The 18,231-nt window shown below is 44.0% G+C and carries 13 protein-coding genes and 1 pseudogene; 5 read left to right on the forward strand and 9 right to left on the reverse strand.

What is annotated here, in order from left to right:
- Positions 1 to 5: 5 nt before the first annotated feature.
- The 5 genes and pseudogenes from V8F51_RS21335 to V8F51_RS21355 form a co-directional block, all read right to left on the reverse strand.
- Positions 6 to 1,736, reverse strand: a complete 1,731-nt coding sequence (locus V8F51_RS21335; protein WP_337102507.1) for a sensor histidine kinase — start codon at positions 1,734 to 1,736, stop codon at positions 6 to 8.
- A gap of 571 nt (positions 1,737 to 2,307) precedes the next feature.
- A pseudogene (sigK, locus tag V8F51_RS21340) lies at positions 2,308 to 2,878 on the reverse strand (RNA polymerase sporulation sigma factor SigK).
- Positions 2,879 to 3,055: 177 nt separating this feature from the next.
- On the reverse strand, positions 3,056 to 4,027 hold the full coding sequence (locus V8F51_RS21345; RefSeq protein WP_337102508.1) for an acetyl-CoA carboxylase carboxyltransferase subunit alpha: 972 nt from the start codon (positions 4,025 to 4,027) through the stop codon (positions 3,056 to 3,058).
- A 12-nt stretch (positions 4,028 to 4,039) separates the two neighbouring features.
- Positions 4,040 to 4,960: an acetyl-CoA carboxylase, carboxyltransferase subunit beta gene (gene accD / locus V8F51_RS21350; protein ID WP_337102509.1), complete on the reverse strand. Its 921-nt coding sequence runs from the start codon at positions 4,958 to 4,960 to the stop codon at positions 4,040 to 4,042.
- Positions 4,961 to 5,297: 337 nt separating this feature from the next.
- Positions 5,298 to 5,651 (reverse strand): winged helix-turn-helix transcriptional regulator, encoded by a 354-nt coding sequence (locus V8F51_RS21355; protein ID WP_337102510.1) that lies wholly within the window; start codon positions 5,649 to 5,651, stop codon positions 5,298 to 5,300.
- 248 nt (positions 5,652 to 5,899) lie between these two features.
- On the opposite strand from V8F51_RS21355, the gene V8F51_RS21360 reads away from it, so the two are divergent.
- Together V8F51_RS21360 and V8F51_RS21365 are read left to right on the forward strand one after the other, a co-directional pair.
- Positions 5,900 to 6,739, forward strand: a complete 840-nt coding sequence (locus V8F51_RS21360) for a pirin family protein (protein WP_337102511.1) — start codon at positions 5,900 to 5,902, stop codon at positions 6,737 to 6,739.
- Between the two features lie 36 nt (positions 6,740 to 6,775).
- Entirely contained in the window at positions 6,776 to 7,969 is a 1,194-nt protein-coding gene (locus tag V8F51_RS21365; protein WP_337102512.1) for an MFS transporter, read from the forward strand.
- Between the two features lie 62 nt (positions 7,970 to 8,031).
- Here the strand turns inward: V8F51_RS21365 and V8F51_RS21370 are convergent, their stop codons facing one another.
- Entirely contained in the window at positions 8,032 to 8,676 is a 645-nt protein-coding gene (locus V8F51_RS21370; RefSeq protein ID WP_337102513.1) for a TetR/AcrR family transcriptional regulator, read from the reverse strand.
- A 244-nt stretch (positions 8,677 to 8,920) separates the two neighbouring features.
- On the opposite strand from V8F51_RS21370, the gene V8F51_RS21375 reads away from it, so the two are divergent.
- The 3 genes from V8F51_RS21375 (at position 8,921) to V8F51_RS21385 (ending at position 12,516) form a co-directional block, all read left to right on the forward strand.
- The gene (locus V8F51_RS21375) at positions 8,921 to 10,621 is read left to right on the forward strand and encodes a CocE/NonD family hydrolase (protein WP_337102515.1); all 1,701 of its coding nucleotides are present in this window, start codon (positions 8,921 to 8,923) and stop codon (positions 10,619 to 10,621) included.
- 114 nt (positions 10,622 to 10,735) lie between these two features.
- Positions 10,736 to 11,551, forward strand: a complete 816-nt coding sequence (locus V8F51_RS21380) for a ZIP family metal transporter (RefSeq protein ID WP_337102517.1) — start codon at positions 10,736 to 10,738, stop codon at positions 11,549 to 11,551.
- Between the two features lie 26 nt (positions 11,552 to 11,577).
- Positions 11,578 to 12,516, forward strand: a complete 939-nt coding sequence (locus V8F51_RS21385) for a magnesium transporter CorA family protein (protein WP_337102518.1) — start codon at positions 11,578 to 11,580, stop codon at positions 12,514 to 12,516.
- Positions 12,517 to 12,558: 42 nt separating this feature from the next.
- On the opposite strand, the gene mgrA is transcribed toward V8F51_RS21385, so the two are convergent.
- The 3 genes from mgrA to V8F51_RS21400 are packed head-to-tail and all read right to left on the reverse strand — an operon-like array spanning position 12,559 to position 18,220.
- The gene (gene mgrA / locus V8F51_RS21390) at positions 12,559 to 13,551 is read right to left on the reverse strand and encodes an L-glyceraldehyde 3-phosphate reductase (protein ID WP_337102520.1); all 993 of its coding nucleotides are present in this window, start codon (positions 13,549 to 13,551) and stop codon (positions 12,559 to 12,561) included.
- A 14-nt stretch (positions 13,552 to 13,565) separates the two neighbouring features.
- Positions 13,566 to 15,065 carry a glycosyl hydrolase family 28 protein gene (locus tag V8F51_RS21395; RefSeq protein ID WP_337102522.1) on the reverse strand — a complete coding sequence of 500 codons (1,500 nt, stop codon included), beginning with the start codon at positions 15,063 to 15,065 and terminating at the stop codon, positions 13,566 to 13,568.
- A complete protein-coding gene (locus V8F51_RS21400; RefSeq protein WP_337102524.1) occupies positions 15,065 to 18,220 on the reverse strand; it encodes a glycoside hydrolase family 2 TIM barrel-domain containing protein in 3,156 nt (1,051 codons plus the stop codon). Before V8F51_RS21400 ends, V8F51_RS21395 begins: the two co-directional genes overlap by 1 nt.
- Positions 18,221 to 18,231: the final 11 nt, after the last annotated feature.

Consider the following 18,231-nt stretch of genomic DNA (forward strand, 5'->3'; position numbering starts at 1 on the left):
GACTCTTATCCAAAAGGAAGCTTGATTTCAACCACCGCACCGTTTGGGAACCCATTGTAACAAGACACTGAAGCCTCATCCGCGTATAAAATGGACAATCTTTTCTGCACATTCCATATTCCAATATGTTCGCCTTGTTCGTCAATAATCCGATTCCCCAATTTGATTTCATTTAATACATGATTGGAAAAGCCTTTGCCGGTATCTCTAATCATTATTTCTACATAAGGCTTTAAACCCGTTTCCTTTAAATCCAAGCTTACAGATAGATGTAAGGGTTCCTCCAGTGTAATACCATGTTTAATCGAATTCTCGAGAAAAGTTTGAATTAACAAAGGAGGAATTTGTATTGCTTTCAGAAACTCAGGGCAGCTAAATTGGCTCGTCAAATGACCGGGAAACCGCAATTCTTGAATCCGGATATAGTTCCGCACATGCTGTAACTCCTCCTCCAAGGTAACAAACGACAGGTTGCTGCGAAACATAAAGCGAAAATATCGGACTAAACATAATGTCATTTCTTGAATGAGCTCATAATTCTTCACCTCTGCAAGGTTAAACAGCATATTTAAGGAATTCATAAAGAAATGAGGATTTATCTGTAATTGGAGATGCTGTAGCTCCGCCTTTTGCTTACTCAATTTCTCTTCGTAAACGTTAATTTTTAATTCTTCGATCTGAGACATCATCTTATTAAAGGTTTGATTCACAAGAATGAATTCATCTGAAGTATTGAAGTTATCCATTCGGACATTCACAAACCCTTTATTAATTTTATTCATAACGGTGATGAGACGTTTAAGTGGAACTAATAATATTCGATGCAGGAATAATAGACTCAGTGGCACTAATCCTATGGCCGCAAATGATAACCATCCTATCAATTGAGTAATCCTTGGAAGATTCTGTAGGATCTCCTTATTAGGGATGACAGCGACAAGACTAAACTCACCTTTCTGTGATGCCTCTCCGACAACCATCAAATTTTTTTCGCTTCCTGTTAAATAAAACTTTTGGAATTCTCCTGAAAGATCAACTCCCTTATCTTCAGTCAAATTGGTATTGACCATTGGAACCCCTTCGGATGTAATGAGTAACGCGCTGCCATTCGAACCGAGATCAATTAAATTCATTGGTCCCAAGAGAGTCTTCGCTTTGACCCAAGCACCAAGATAGAGATTTCCAGATTTTATTGTCCGTAGAACGTAGTATGAGTTTTCAATTTTTCTTATATACCATCGATTAGGTCCAGGTTCGGGCGATATAGCAAGTTGGTCTAAATGCTGTACAAGATTCTTTTCTACCCCTATTTTTTCCGTATAGTTTACGGATGATTGTGAAATATTAAGAAGATCTTTTCTTTCATAGTTATAGATAAAAAAGGCATCAATCGATTCATAGAATAATATGTTTTTTGAAATGGTTGTCAACAAATGATATTTTGAAAGTTGATACTCGTCCTCATCGTTAGGCTCATCCATGGATTGAATATCATAATTCGTTGTATCTAAGCCTAATAAATTTTTTTCTGCAGCCTCCAATTGTGTGTCGATCTGGCCCATATATAAAGAGATCAGGTTTTTATTAGAAATAGCAACCTGGTTATGAACCACGTTAATACTGTAGTGATTGTTATAAAAAAATAAGGCTAACAGCGGAACGGTAACGAGAAATAGTCCTGCAACCAACTTTAATCGAATGGAGTTCCAAGAAATTTTCGGGAGTCGTATACGCATAAAAAGTCCTCCTGTTCGTCTAAAACTGCCGCAAACCTTGTTCTTATATAGTTAGCTATTCTTAGGGATTAATCCACTAACTTAACGACATTTCATTGTGCATTCACCGATCATTTCATTGTACCTGTAAACATCGACTTAGCAATACGGAAACTATCGGCGGTAGTATATCTCCGCAGAAAGGCGTTACTTGCATAATTTCATGTGATTTTGGGATGTTAACACGGATTTAAAGACGCGTTCATATCCAGTCACCGGATGCTCCTCAATACTTCCATCCTCCTGCTCATTGGCGACCATTTCCGTCTCTCTCCTCTCCAGTACCTTGATTGAAAGACAAATGACCCACAAGGGATCACTTTTTTAAAAAAGTGTCCTTCTTTGTGGGTCACAATTCAAACAAATAGAGGTGCTCTTTTCAATACAATTGTCACGATGGCTGACCAAAATACAATCATGCTTCCAAAGGCGGCTACGCATTTAGACAGTTCCTTACCACCCTTTATTTGACCAACAGAAGCAACTTCCGCTCAAGAGGGTACAGAGAAACAGCATTGCGATTTCTATTTCTTTATTTCTTCGCCTTATAGAACTCATGATACAACTTCATAAACGCCCGCTTCTCTATCCGAGATACATAGCTTCAGCTAATGCCAAGCTCCTTCGCAATCTCCCGATGCGTCCGCTCGTCGCCGCCGTGGATGAGGCCGAAGCGGCAGATGACTACTTCCTTCTCGCGGTCATCGAGAATGTCGAGGTTTTTGTATATTTTAGATTTCTCGATCTTCAATTGCACTTTATCCGCCACATCGTCGGCTTCCGTGCCAAGGATGTCTGATGAGCGTAATTTCGTTGCCTTCCTTGTCGGTACCGATCGGATCATGGAGCGACACGTCCTTGCGCGTCTTCTTTAGACTGCGAAGGTGCATAAGTATTTCGTTCTCGATACAACGTGCCGCGAACGTCGCCAGCTTCGTGCCTTTTCCTGTTTGGAAGCTCTCAATCGCTTTAATCAAACCGATTGTCCCAATGCTAATTAGGTCCTCGAGATCCTCGCCCGTGTTATCGAATTTTTTGACATTGTGAACACGAAACGATGTAATTTGTTTAAAATTATAACCGACCACTGTTTCGCAACAGATGTCGGCTTGTTCCCTAAATCTATCCTTCCAAACCCCAAGCAATTGCCCTGCTTGAGGTGGCCTGATATTTACGTGGATAGCCAGTACGCTGAGGAGAGCAGAAGCGAAAGCTTAGACAATGGGAGCTGTTTCAGTCATTATGCAAAAATCTAAATAATAATAATTCAAGAAATATACTCATCCGAGCTCTTCACTTACTTCTAAATATCTACCGATATTAAGCAACTTTTCTATCCTAGCATTAACCAAGTCATCAACTACAATCTCATTTACATTAATGAGATGTTTATTAATATATTTCTTAATAATATCTGCTTGGGCTTCAAAATCTTTATGAGCCCCACCTCTTGGTTCGGGAATAATCTCATCAATTATTCCGTACTCCATTAAATGGTTAGAAGTTATTTTTAAAGCTTCAGTGACTTCAGATACCCTCCCTGCATCCTTCAATAATATAGACGCAGCAGCATTTGGAGACGCCACAGCATATATTGCATTTTCTAGCATTAATAATTTATCTCCAACACCTAAGGCTAAAGCACCTCCGCTTCCTCCTTCGCCAATGACAATACATATTATTGGAACTCTTATCTTCGACATTTCTAGAAGATTAATTGCAATTGCTCCAGATTGTCCTCGTTCTTCGGCAGCCATCCCAGGGTAGGCGCCAGGCGTATCAATAAACGTAATTATAGGTCTTTTGAATTTCTCAGCTTGTTTCATTAATCTTAATGCCTTTCGGTATCCTTCTGGGTGGGGCATACCAAAATTTCGTTTTAAATTATCTTTCATATCCTTACCTTTTTGATGACCAATTACAGTGACCGTAGTTCCATTAATTCTAGCCAACCCGCCAACAATAGCATCATCATCGCCAAACAATCTATCACCATGTAATTCAATAAATTTTTCAAATATTCTAGCAAAATAATCTAAAGTCGATGGTCTCATTGGATGTCTAGCAATTTGCAACCTTTCATAAGCCGATAAACCCTTGTAAATCTCTTCTTCATTCTTGTTATAGCGTTCTTCTAATCTTTGAACTTCTTCCGTTAAATCAAATTTATTTTCTGTAATAAATGATTTAAGTTCATTAATTTGTCTTTTTAATTCTATTAAGGGCCGTTCAAATGGCATCTCTTCTGACATAATAAAAGCACCTCATAAATTTGTTGTGTCGTTCGAATTTGTATGCAAATCTATGATATCTATTATTGTCTTTCTTAGGTTTTTTCTATTAATAACACCATCTATTTGACCATGATCCAGATAAAATTCAGCTGATTGGAAATCCGGTGGAAGTTTTTGTCGGATTACTTGTTCAATTACTATCCGCCCAGCAAATCCAAAAGTAGCTCCTGCTTCAGCAAAGATATAATCACCCAACATCCCAAAACTAGCAGAAACACCACCAAATGTTTGATCAGTAATAATTGAAATGTATAACCCACCTGAATCGCTAAATCGTCCAATTGCTGCGCTTGTTTTTGCCATTTGCATTAAACTAAAAATGCTTTCCTGCATGCGAGCTCCACCAGAGGTTGAAAAAATAATTAATGGCAGCTTTAATATCATTGCTCTATTCACAGCTCTAACAATTTTTTCTCCTACTACTGCTCCCATAGTGCCTGTAAAAAAGTCATAACTTAGCAAAGCGACAATCACAGGGAAATCCCCAAGTTTCCCCTCGCCAGTTATGATTGCGTCATTTAACCCAGAAGATTGTTTAGCTTTATTAAGTTTTTCCTTATATCCTACAAAATGAAGCGGATCATCTGAAGTCAAACCACCACTAAATTCACACAATATACCGTCATCCAAAAAAAATGATATCCTTTCTCTGGCGGTTAAACGAAAATGATAGTTGCAAGAGCTACACACATTTAGGTTCTTCTCCAATTCCTTAGAATAAAGGATAGCATTACATTTCGGGCACTTTTTCATTAAACCGTTAGGAATAACATTCTCTGTTTCTCTTTTAACATTTATCTCTTGACGTTGTGATACAACAGCATATTTTTTCTTATTGGTTATAAAATCTCTGAATGAAATTATACTCACCTCATCTTGAAGCACCTGCATCAGCTGGGTTTTCTTCGATATTGATCTCGCTTCCTTTTATGACCAGCACCAGACTTTCTCCACCACTTATGAGAATGCTTGAAGCCTCAGCCATGCATTTGACACTTGACCTTTCTTCGAATTATAAAATTGGAGTAGGCTCCATTCAATAATTAATAAAGGCAATTGTGTTGGTTATGGAACATATTTAATAATTGTGTTGGGTAAAATTAACGAGGATATTGCTTGCGTAATATTAACCCTCCCCCGATTTACATGTCATTCGGACAAAAGAATCGATTCATAACTACATTCCCTCTGCTATCTGTTAAAAAACAGCGCTGGATTCAAGATCTTGTTAGGATTTAGTCTGAATGTTACTAATGTTTTCTTGTTTTCTTTCCAAATGCTGCACACCCCAATCATGCATTAAATGAAGTATGCTTTGAAGAGTTTGACCATACTCGGTCATGGAATATTCAACCTTTGGAGGAACCTGCGGAAAAGTAACTCGCTTGATAACCCCCTCCCCTTCCAATTCACGCAAATGGGAAGTAAGCATTTTTTGAGTTACGCCGGGCATGACCTGTCGTAATTCGCTAAATCGCATAGTCCCTTTATGAAGCAAGTTAAGCATAATTGCAATTTTCCACTTCCCCACTATCGTGTCTAATGTCGTCGCAACTTTACAATTGTCCGGTCTTTCGTCCATATGTCGAACCTCCAACTTACTCACTTTACCCTAGTATAACTGCCTCTTATGTTAATATGCGCCTTTAATACAGGTCTTGCAGGTCTTGCAGGTCTTCTTTAGGAAACAATCCGCTTGGTTACATAAATGATACTTTGTCACATTATAGTGCCTACTTCATAAATCGATTGAAAAGCAGCATAATGAGAACAAGACTTAATGTAACTTTATTTTATATAGTTAATACACATTACAGAGGAGGAATTGAAATGACCAATCAAGTTGTTTTCAGTCGGAGTATTAAAAATGTCCGTACACCCGAATTCCAACGTAATAGTGATATTCATACGATGGCATGGATTGTGGAACCTGGAAATTGGAAAGAGCATGATCCGTTTCTGCTCATGGCGCATGACCATATGCGCAGCGGAGTATTCGGCGTCCATCCCCATCGCGGAATGGAGACCGTTACCTTCTTAATAGATGGCAACCTTAATCATTACGACAGCAAGCATGGCAAAGGCGTTCTTCATGCAGGCGACGCGCAATGGATGACTGCCGGTAGAGGGGTTGAACACGTTGAGGATGCAGCGAAAGGAGAACTGGTTAACCTTCTTCAATTATGGGTTAACATCCCTGCTGAATCGAAGATGTCTCCCTCTAGATATCAAGACTTACGTAAAGATGAAATGCCCGTTCTACATGAAGCAGGTGTTCAAGTCCGCATATTTTCCGGATCATCCGGAAACAAGAGCGCCGCTACTCTCAATATAGCTCCAGTCACAATGCTGGAGATCAATATGGAACCAGGAGCAACATTTACGCAGCAATTGCCAAGCAACTATAATGGATTTCTGTATGTTTTGGAAGGAGAAGGCCGATTCGGAGCCAATACTGTTGCAGGTAAACAAGGACAGGTTTTATGGATGGGATCTGCGGGAGAAGCTGAGCGAAGCGAAATAACAATGGAAGCGAGAAGTAAAATGCGCGTTATGCTGTACGCTGGCGAACCAATTGGCGAGCCCGTTGTGGCAAGAGGCCCGTTCGTCATGAACACGGAAGAAGAAATTGTACAAGCCTATAACGATTATAGAAACGGTAGATTTTAAATCACTTATGAAAATAGACTTGGAGAGATAACACAAATGAAAAAGTATTTACTGCTTGGCTTCGCTTTATTTATCGCTTCATTGAACTTGCGGCCAGCGATCAATTCAATCGCTCCCTTGCTTGATAATATGAGAGACAGCTTGGGAATGAATGCCTCCGTTGCAAGTTTGCTTACTTCAATTCCTGTCCTTTGCATGGGACTCTTCTCGCCAATAGCCGCTAAAATGAGCGGAAAGTGGGGCATAGAACGGGTGCTTGGCTGGTCTTTGTTGGTGATTGGGATCGGTACCGTTCTTCGTTTCTTCACCCAATCGGTATCTTTCCTGCTTCTTACCGCCTTCATAGCAGGCGTTGGCATTGCAACTGCAGGACCGCTTCTACCCGGTTTTATTAAGCGTCATTATTCCAAGCATGTTCCGTCTATGATCGCTGTGTACACGGTTGCGCTCACACTAGGAGCTGCGCTTAGCTCTGGATTTGCCGGGGGTCTGCAAAAAGGGTTGAACTCTTGGCAAGGCGCATTAGGGATTTGGGCGCTAATCGCTTTCGTTGCCGTACTTTTATGGTGGTTGATCGTCATGCGGCATCATGCACCAGCAGTACAACAACCATCGGCAGGAACGAAATCAAGTTTGCCGTGGACGAATAAAAAAGCGTGGATGCTTACTCTGACATTTGGCTTGATGGCCATGCTCTTCTATTCGTTTACTGCCTGGCTGCCACAAATCATTCAAGGGATGGGCTACAGCAAGTCTTACGCAGCTAATGCCCTTACGATATTCGTCGTTGTTCAAATACCGGTAAGTCTCATTCTGCCGTTTCTACTTCGCAAATTCCCTTCCCGACGCCTATGGCTAACAATTGAAGCGTCGTTAGAACTTATCGGACTAATTATGCTTGCTCTTTCGTTTGAACCGATGATGGCTGCTGTCTTTATTGGATTGGGAGCTGGGGGATTGTTCTCGCTTAATCTGCTCCTGCCATTGGACGCTACCGACAATCCGCAGGAAGCAGCTGGCTGGTCAGCCATGACACAATCCGTCGGCTACGTTATCGGAGCGCTAGGCCCGATTATTTTAGGCTGGATTCATGATGTGACCAATAGTTTCTCTTCAGCCATAGCTGGGCTAATTGTGATCAACTTAGCAATGATCGTTGTACAAATTGCCGCTACGTCTGTCAAAAAGAAACAACAATCGAACAATAAACCAGTTCTTGTATCGAAGTGACCAAAATAAGTTAGACCTTATTTAAACAGCTTTGAGGGAATGAATTCGGTATTCTGCCGGAATCATTCCCTTTTCCTATTCGTTGAGGATTTTTTTTTTAGTCCAGCTGCAAAGAAAGGACCGTTAACCGAAATGGTCGTTAGGATACGAGCCATTTCTTGAGGAGATTCTTTCCCACCGCTTTCCAACCATTGTTGAATGACGCCTATTATCGCGCTGCCCAAATAAGAAGCTAAATATTGATCTGGAACAAGAAGATTTTCTTCCTTTAAAAATGCGTTTGGATTATTTCCATAAAGTGTTTCCCACATAAATTTTTTCAGTCTGGTTTGAAATGATAAATCCCCTTTTGGACCTAACACAGCTTTCATAAACTCACTATTTATATTTAGATATTCAAACAATGAAATGGTAAAGGAAAACGGTGTCAAAGTATGAGCGTCATTTTCGAGCGCGGCAATAACGCTTGGATAGTTTTGTTTTGTAATTTTGGACATATCGAGGATAATATCCTCTTCACATTTAGTCATTAAATCAAATTTGTCTTGATAGTGGGCATAAAATGTCCCTCTATTAATTCTCGCCTTCGTTGTTATGTCTTTAACTGTAATGGCTTCAAAACCTTTTTCATTTATTAATTCTACTAGTGCGTGTCGAATGGATTCTTTCGTCCGAACGACACGCAGATCTGGGTTATTATTACGCAAGCAAGTTCCTCCTTCATTTTACCCAACACAATCCTTAAAGGTGTTCCGTAACCAACACATTTGCGATATTTAATTATTGTAGAGAATCTAATCCGATTTTATAATTCGAAGTGTAATAAACAACAGGTTGTTGGTTATTATAACTTAACATCAAGGAGGGAGTACAGCCAACATTTCAAATGAAGGTATACGTTATGGTTTCATCAATCCATTCCATTTCTAAATTGAGAGGAAGTAATTTTATATGAACAAATTCTTAGGTCGCCCTGATCTGAAACCGACACATCCCAATGACACAAAACCAGGCTTGAACAATATAGTGATGACGACTGCGCATTATGGAAATCAAGAGATGATCATGGAAAAAGATGTTCCCATCAAAATGCGGGATGGGATCACAATCTACGTCAATGTATTCCGTCCTGATAAACCAGGGAAGTTCCCGGCCGTAATGAGCCTGGATCCATATAATAAAGACGGCCTACCGCCCTATGATGTTTTTCGTCAAGTCTGGCCGACATTAGGCAGTATCGTCACCTCTCTTTTTACGCCATTTGAGTCACCTGATCCCGGTTTCTGGGTGCCAAACGATTATGTTCTCGTAAAAATCGCAACGCGGGGAAGTTCAAATTCGGAGGGTGAGCTATATCCCTGGACGGAACAGGAAACGCAAGATTATCATGAAGTCATCGAATGGGCCGGCGTCCAGGAGTGGTGCGACGGCAATGTAGGATTAAACGGCGTATCTTATCTGGCCATGACCCAATGGCGGGTTGCCGCTACGAATCCTCCTCATCTGAAGGCGATCATCCCATGGGAAGGTACATCTGATTTGTACCGGGAATGGTACTTTCACGGCGGAATACCGGAAACGGTTTTCACAACATCTTTCGAGCAGTTAAATAAAACCCGATGGCCGAATAATAAAGTTGAAGATATGATTGCGGCGCAAGAAGAGCATCCTTTACTCGATGAACACTGGGAAGAAAGACAGGTCAAATTGTCCGATATACAGGTACCTATGTTCGTTTGCGCCAGCTGGTCGACCCATGGCTTGCATTCCCGCGGCACCTTTGAAGGTTTTAAACAGGCTTCATCCAAAGACAAGTGGCTGTTGGTCCACGGCCGCAAAGAGTGGGAAACCTACTATTTGCGTGAATCGCTGGAACAGCAAAGGGAGTTCTTCGATTATTTCCTGAAAGGCATTGAGAATGATTGGATGGATACGCCTAGGGTACGTTATGAGGTCAGAGAGAAATTCTACAAAGGACATATTCGCAGCGCGAATGAATGGCCGATAGCCAATACCCAATATACCGAACTTCATCTGAATGGCGAAGATTCGTCCCTGCAGCAAATCCCTGTTCAGAACGAAACCAAACTTACCTATAATTCCCAGCCTGGTCAGACCGAAAACAGTGATTTGAAGTTTAAATTCACCGCTGACGAGGACATAGAGCTCACCGGCAATATGAAGCTCAAACTCTGGGTCTCCACCGACGACACGGATGATATGGATATTTTTGTCGGCATTAAGAAGTACGACAAGCGCGGCAATGAAGTGTACCTGCCTGATTTCAACCATATTGAAGAAGGTCAGGTGTCCAATGGATGGTTGAGGGTTTCCCATAGAGAGCTGGATACGGAGAAATCTACACCTTATCAACCGGTACTGAAGCACAAGAGATTATTGAAGCTTACTAAAGGCGAGATCGTGCCTGTAGAAATCGAGATATTACCTGCAAGTATTTTCCTATCAAGCGGAGAAAGCCTGGTGTTGGTCATAAAAGGCAGCGAGATCGTAATCGAGGAACTCGCACCAGGCACAGGCGGTTCAAGGGGTTATGGGCACACGCAAACCGTGAACAAAGGAACGCATTCGGTTTATGCCGGCGGAAAGTATGATTCTTTCCTTTTGGTACCGGTAGTTCCCACAAAAGATTAGTGGAAATCCAGTTTAGGGTAAGAATAAACGCTAAGCCTGTCATGTCCGAAGGGTTAGCGTTTATTTAATTAAAATGTTGGCTAGCCCCAAAAATATCTGAAAGGAGTCCTTGCTATGGTTCATTTTTTTCAAAATTTCAATCCTATAATGCAAGCATTTATAGCCACCTTATTTACGTGGGGAATGACAGCGTTAGGGGCTACGCTCGTTTTTGCAACAAAAACAGTAAACCAGCGATTATTAGACAGTATGTTAGGGTTTGCGGGAGGCGTAATGATTGCAGCCAGTTATTGGTCTTTACTGGGGCCGGCAATCGAAATGTCAGAGCATCATGCAATAGGAGCTTGGTTTCCGGCAGCGTCCGGATTTCTATTAGGCGGGATATTCTTATGGGGAATTGACAAAATTATACCTCATCTTCATCCCAATACCCCTCTTAGAGAAGCGGAAGGGTTAAATCCTAAAGAAAGAAAAAGAAGCACGCTGTTGGTCCTTGCCATCACCCTTCATAATATCCCAGAAGGGTTAGCTGTCGGGATTGCTTTCGGTGCCCTTGCAAATGGGGGAACGGAAGCTTCATTAGCAGGCGCCTTGACCCTTGCCCTCGGAATCGGCATTCAAAATTTCCCTGAAGGCCTGGCGGTTTCCATGCCTTTAAGAGGAGAAGGAATGTCACGCAGAAAAAGCTTTTTCTACGGTCAATTTTCAGGTATGGTCGAACCTATAGCCGCAGTCATTGGTGCATTTGCCGTCGCGTTCATTGAACCCTTGTTACCTCATGCATTGAGCTTTGCAGCTGGGGCAATGATATTTGTTGTAGCTGAAGAAGTGATTCCAAGCTCGCAAGAAAAAGGAAATAAAGATCTGGCTTCAATGAGTTTAATGGTTGGATTTGTTTTGATGATGATTCTCGATGTGGCATTGGGTTAACTTGAATTAGAAAGGAGTGATATATGATGTTGATTACTTATAAATCTTCACATGATGGTATTCTAGAAATAATACAAAACTTCGAAAAAGATGGCTGGATAAATATTACTGCACCATCAAAGGAAGAACTTAAAGAGGTATCTCAACTTTATAATATCCCAATTGAATTTTTAGAAGATCCGTTAGATTTGGAGGAAAGCGCTCGGATTCAATATGATGAAGAATCGAATTGTACATTAATTATTAATGATTTTCCAACGATTGATGTTAATAATCATCAATTTGATTCTTATATAACCATTCCTCTTGGAATCATCTTAGGTAAGGATTACATTGTTACCGTTTGCAACCAATCGACTAACTCTTTAGAAAGTATTATCAAGAAAAATGCAAACACCTCAATGAGGAATCGTTTTGCATTAGAGATTTTGTTGTCATTTTCAACTCAGTATATAGAAAAATTAAAACAGATCAACAAACAACGTCTTAAAATTGAGAGCCATTTGCGCGACTCATTAACGAACAAACAACTCTATGACCTAATGGAGATTGAAAAAAGTTTAGTTTATTTTCTCACGTCGTTAAAGGCAAATGCGGATGTAATAACCAAACTATCACGTACCCATTTCGTAAAGTTAAATGAAGATGAGAAAGATCTTCTAGAAGATCTTAGAATTGAAAATAACCAAGGAATCGAGACCACAGAATTATATACAAGAATTTTGGACAGTATAACGGGCTCCTATTCTTCGTTGATATCGAATGAATTGAATAAAACAATGAAAACTCTTACGTTAATGACCGTGTTTTTAACGCTGCCTACGCTCGTATTTAGTTTCTTTGGCATGAATGTTACCTTACCAATCTCCGTCCAAAACCCCTTCTCTTGGATGATTACAATGATAATAGCATTCATATTTGTAATATTGATCGGACTTGCGCTTTGGAGAAGGAGGATGTTCTGAGGCCGCCGAGTTATTACTCGGCAGCCTGCTTCATTTTTGGAGCTATATTTTCAATATTTCCTCAATGCTCGACAGCTCTTCCTCGCTGAAATCCAGGTTGTTCACGGCTGCAGCGTTATCCTCAATCTGGCTTACTTTACTTGCCCCTATTAGAGCCGAAGTTACTCGTCCTTCTCTAAGCACCCAGGCTATGGCCATTTGGGCGAGGCTTTGGCCGCGCTCCTGTGCAATCGCGTTCAAGCGTTGAATTTTGGTCATAACCTCTGCCGTGATTGCATTGACAGACAATGCTCGACTTGGTCCCCCGGCCCTTGAATCGGAAGGAATGCCGCCAAGGTAGCGGCTGGTCAGCAGTCCCTTGGCTAGTGGGGAAAAAGCGATAGAACCCATCCCCTCCTCTTTCAGTACATCCTGCAGCCCCCCTTCTATCCATCTTTCAAACATAGAGTACTTCGGTTGATGGATAAGACAGGGGGTACCCAACCTTTTCAGTATGGCTGAAGCTTCTCTTGTCTGCTCGGCGCTGTAATTGGAGAGTCCCACATACAAAGCTTTTCCTTGTCTTACTGCCGAATCAAGCGCATTCATCGTTTCTTCCATTGACGTCTCCGGGTCTGGCCTATGCGAATAAAAAATGTCGACATAATCAAGCCCCAAACGCTTAAGGCTCTGATCAAGGCTCGCAATCATATGCTTCTTTGAGCCCCCGTCGCCGTAAGGGCCTTCCCACATTTGATTGCCTGCCTTGGTTGAAATAATTAATTCGTCGCGATACGAGGCGAAGTCCGCTTTGAATAATTGGCCAAAATTTTCTTCGGTCGTTCCTGCGGGCGGACCGTAATTGTTGGCTAGGTCGAAGTGGGTAATGCCTAGATCGAATGCTCGGCGCAGCATGTCGCGCTGGTTTTCAATCGCATTGACGCCTCCATAATTTTGCCAAAGCCCAAGAGAAATGACCGGCAATTTGAGACCTGAGTTACCGCATCTTTCATACTTCATGTTCGAGTATCTGTTTTGTTGGGGCATATAGCTCATATTTAAAACCTCGCTTATTCTGATTGATCAGCTTTCACCGTAATACCGGACACATAGCTGCCTTCAATGATTTTCCCATCCCAGTCATTCGTCAGCATATCTCCGCACAAGTCCACTTCGGCAAATACAACATTCGATACCGCATTGGAATCGCTTGAACCATAAATATGAATCTGATTATACGCCGGATTTTCGAATAGAGCGTTGTCGATATAGACATGGGTAATCGGTGCTGATCTCGCATCGATTTCGACGGGAATGCTTTTTCCCATGGAGGTAAAAACATAGCTTTCCACTCTTGTATTTACAAAATGGATGTTATTCATGAGTTGATCGCCCGAGCTTGCTTCTGCCACGATTCCGCGACGTGCCTGCACGACGTCGTTATTTTCAAACCAGACATCATACATAGGGCTCAGTGACTGCAGGCCTGCTTTCAGTCCAGCGCAGGACGAGAATACGATGTTGTTATTGAAACGGATGTTATACATGGCGAAGTCCACGATAGTCGATTTAGCGCACAAGGCATCATCTACCGTCATGACAAAGTTTTTTTCCGCTAAGGCATTCCTTGTCCCGCAAATGTCTATACCGTCATTCATGATTTTATATTGGTCTGCATTTTTGTGATTCATAATTTTGACGTTTCTTACCGTAAATCCATCGCCGCCTTGAATACCGTTAATCGTCCACGTTGTTGAGTCTTTTATAATGATGCCTTCTATCGTTACATCGTTGGAAAAGTTGCCTACAATAACGTTTCGTCTGAATCCGAGATACGTTGACGATTCGCGGTCCTTATCCATAATCGCTATGCCGCTGGCGTCCAGCGTGCCCCGCCCCGTGATACTGGCATTAGGTGCATGGTCTATCCTGATCATGGGATCGATAAATACTTTACCTTCACTGCTGGTCGTATAATCATACAAGGTTCGGTCCGGATTGGACTTGATGACCGCCCCCCCTTGCAAGTAAAGATTGACATTGCTCCTCATATAAACAATATCCTTCACTTTATATACACCTGCAGGTACATAAACGACGCCTCCGCCAGTTGAAGACGCATCATCGATGGCCTGCTGTATGATGCCGGTAACATCGTTCGTCCAAGTGTTGTCGGCTAGGTAAGGAGAGTCGGTTATATTATAAATATCGGTCCCAGTGGATGATGGAGCATCGATTTCGAAAGGATCGGCGAGAACAACCAGCTTCTCCAGACTATTAATCTGTATAACCAGATAGTTTGGCATTTCCGCGTTGCTGTCAATCGAGAAAGTCAATTGATTCCCTGCCGCTTTCCCTGAAATCCCTAAGCTGTGCGGGCTTATATCATAGCTTGTGATAGGCTCGCTTGCCCTGACAGTTAGCAGCGATGTGCCCGAGTAAGAAAAATGCGCATAATGATAGTCCAAAAATTTCTCAACAGGAATCAATGCATCGTCTACATTTAAACAAAACTCAGAGCTCGTTGTCGTATAAGCGGGTTTAGGGTAAGCAATCGTCGTTTTGCACATTAGCTTAACTTCACCTCGCGTTTGGCAAGCTGCGCGGGCGAACCCGACCCGGAGGTCAACGGCGTGAGGCGGACTTGGAAGCGGAAGCCCTCCGCATTCAGCACATACTGCGGGAGCACGCCGGGACCGCAGCTGGCGCTTCCGATGCCGTTCTGCGCAAGATCGAGATGCAGGAAGACGCGGTCATGCTCCTTCAGCTCATACGTATGCTTCGCCTTCTCCAAATCCTCGCTCGTGTAGCGTCTAGCAGTGAAATCGAACTGCGGTGATCCTGTAGCAAGTAGACCCGCTCCCTGCTCATTCGTCAACGCGAGCCAGCGCGTATCGGCGCGGTTGCCGTTCTCCTGCGGTACGATGTATTCGGTGAACAGCTCGCTTACGGTTCTCCGGTAAACGCCGAACCTTGCGGCTTGCTTCAAGTCAGCATACGATTCGCCAGGGCCGCGGCCATACCATTCCGCACGATCATAATCGTTCGGCAGCGCCATTCGCAGACCGATGCGCGGGAGCGTCTCCGGAGCTCCGCTGCCTTCGATCGACCCGTTCACTTCGATCGTCACGTCGCCTTTTGCATATATCGTGTAGGTATACAACGTGTCGACCGACCACTTCAGAATCGGCGGCGCAACGCGTACTCTACAGGTGACTGTCACGATCGTTCCGCTGACGTTACTGCTCCAGTCCACACTCATGACACGGTGCTGAAGCCAATGCAGGCCAGACTTCTTCCATAGGACAGTCGCTCGCTTATCATCATCAAGGGATGTTCGCCAGTCGCCGATCGGCCGCATATCGTTGTCCGTCGGAGCGCGCCACAGATCGAGCCTCGGTCCTTCCTCGAGCAGACGGACGCCGGCATGTCTCCAGTCCGAGATGGTACCGTAAACGGTGTCGAATTGAAGCACGAAATCACCGCCCCGCACCTCGAGCATTACCCCGTTCTCCGTCACGGACAATGGTACGAAGCCGAAATGCTCAATGTCGGATTTGTACTCCGATTTATTCGGCAGCTCGAACTGAGCCCATGCAACCTCGAAGCCTGCTTCGGACCACGCTGTATCGGCTGTATTTACAAGGCTGACGTTCAACCAGTAGTCGGTTGCTGGCTGCAATCGGTCCGGTAACGTATAACTGACGTCCACGGAACCCGTGCAGCCTGGCGCGACATCGGGCAGCTTGCTTGTACCCGAGCTTAGCACTTTGCCGTCTGCCATTACGTTCCATACGAGCTGCAAATGATCCAAAGACAAGAAATCATATCGATTCGTAAGCTTGATCAGGCCAGCTTGCAAATCCAACGCTTCGATCACAACCGGCTCGATCACCTTCTTTAGCTCCAGCAGCCCCGCCGATGGCACTCGGTCCGGGTTAACGAGTCCGTCGATGACAAAGTTCGAATCGTTCGGGTGGTCGCCGAAATCGCCGCCGTAGGCGAAGTATTCCCGGCCATCAACCGTCCGCTGCCGGATGCCCTGATCGACCCATTCCCACACGAACCCGCCTTGCAGGCGCTTATAGGTATAGAAGACGTCCCAGTACTCCTTCAAGCCGCCAGGACCGTTGCCCATTGCATGCGCATATTCGCAGACGATATGCGGCTTGTCGAGATCCACACGCTGGCCAAGCCCGTGCAACTGCCAAATCCTGTTATACATCGTGCTGAACACGTCGGCGGTTTCGGCTTCCCTATCTTCCGCGTAGTGCACCAGACGAGTGGGGTCGTGCTCCTTGGCCCAGCGGTACATCGCCGCGTGATTACAGCCATAGTACGATTCATTGCCAAGCGACCAAAGGATAATGGAGGGATGATTTTTGTCGCGCTCGATCATTCTCTCTAGCCGGTCTATATAGGCAATCTCCCAATCCGGGTCATCGCTTAACTGATTGGAATTGTCAGTCCGATGGAAGCCGTGGCACTCCAGATCGGCCTCATCGATGACGTAAAGCCCGTATTCGTCACACAAGTCATAAAATCGCGGATCGTTCGGATAATGAGAGGTGCGAACCGCGTTAATATTGTGCTGCTTCATCATCAGAAGGTCCTTGCGCATCCACTCAAGCGGCACGGTTCGACCTAAATCGGGGTGATGATCATGCCGGTTGACTCCCTTGAACTTAATCGGGACCCCGTTTACAAACAGCAAGCCGTCCTTCAGCTCGATGCAGCGGAAGCCAACGCGCGTTGCGATGACTTGCTTCTGAGCGGTGTCACTAATTACCCGAATCAACAGCTTGTATAAGTATGGATCTTCAGCAGACCATTTCCTTGGGGCTCTAAGAGGGAGCGCAAACATCGCTTCCTGATCCTGCGTCTGTTCATCGCAGGCTATCGTTTCCTTCGCATAGCCCCCATCTACCTCTCCCCCGTTCGCATCAAGCAGTTGCAGCTCGACCCGCACGCTTTGGGCAGTTGTATTCATGCTACGCAAGTTCAATCTGACCTCGAGCGTCGCATCACGGTAGTTCGCATCGAGCAGCGTGCGAACCGAATAATCGTATACATGCGTTTGCGGCGCGGCTGTCAAATACACGTCGCGGAAAATACCGCTTAGCCACCACATGTCCTGATCCTCGATATAAGAACCGTCCGACCACTGCATGACGCGAACGGCAAGGACATTGGTCCCCTCGCGGACAAGATCAGTGATATCAAACTGCGAAGGCATGCGGCTGCCCTTACTGAAGCCCGCTTCACGTCCGTTCACCCATACGAAAAATGCGCTGTCCACCCCTTCAAAATGAAGCGTAATGCGTTGTCCGTCCCAGCCGGCCGGAACCGTAAATTCACGACGGTAAGACCCGGTCGGATTTTCGGTCGGCACAAGCGGCGGTACAACCGGAAACGGGTAGACGACGTTCGAGTAATGCGGCCGTCCGTAGCCGTGCATCTGCCAGCAGGAAGGCACAGCGAGCTCGTCCCAGCCGCTTGTGTCAAAAGATTCTAGGTGGAAGCCCGCCGGCGCGTGAGCTGGAGTCGGCGCATAGTCAAATTTCCAGGTTCCATTCAATGGTACATAATAAGGAGATAACTCCCGTTCGCAATATAATGCGCCTTCGTCATTGTTAAAGGGGATGAATGCGGCTCTTGCCGGCAAACGGTTCCGGTGCAGTAGTCTATGATTTTCCCAATCGTTCATCGTATCCCATTTATCCAATTAATCTCACC

This window comes from Paenibacillus sp. YIM B09110 (assembly GCF_037167145.1).
Classification (GTDB): domain Bacteria; phylum Bacillota; class Bacilli; order Paenibacillales; family Paenibacillaceae; genus Pristimantibacillus.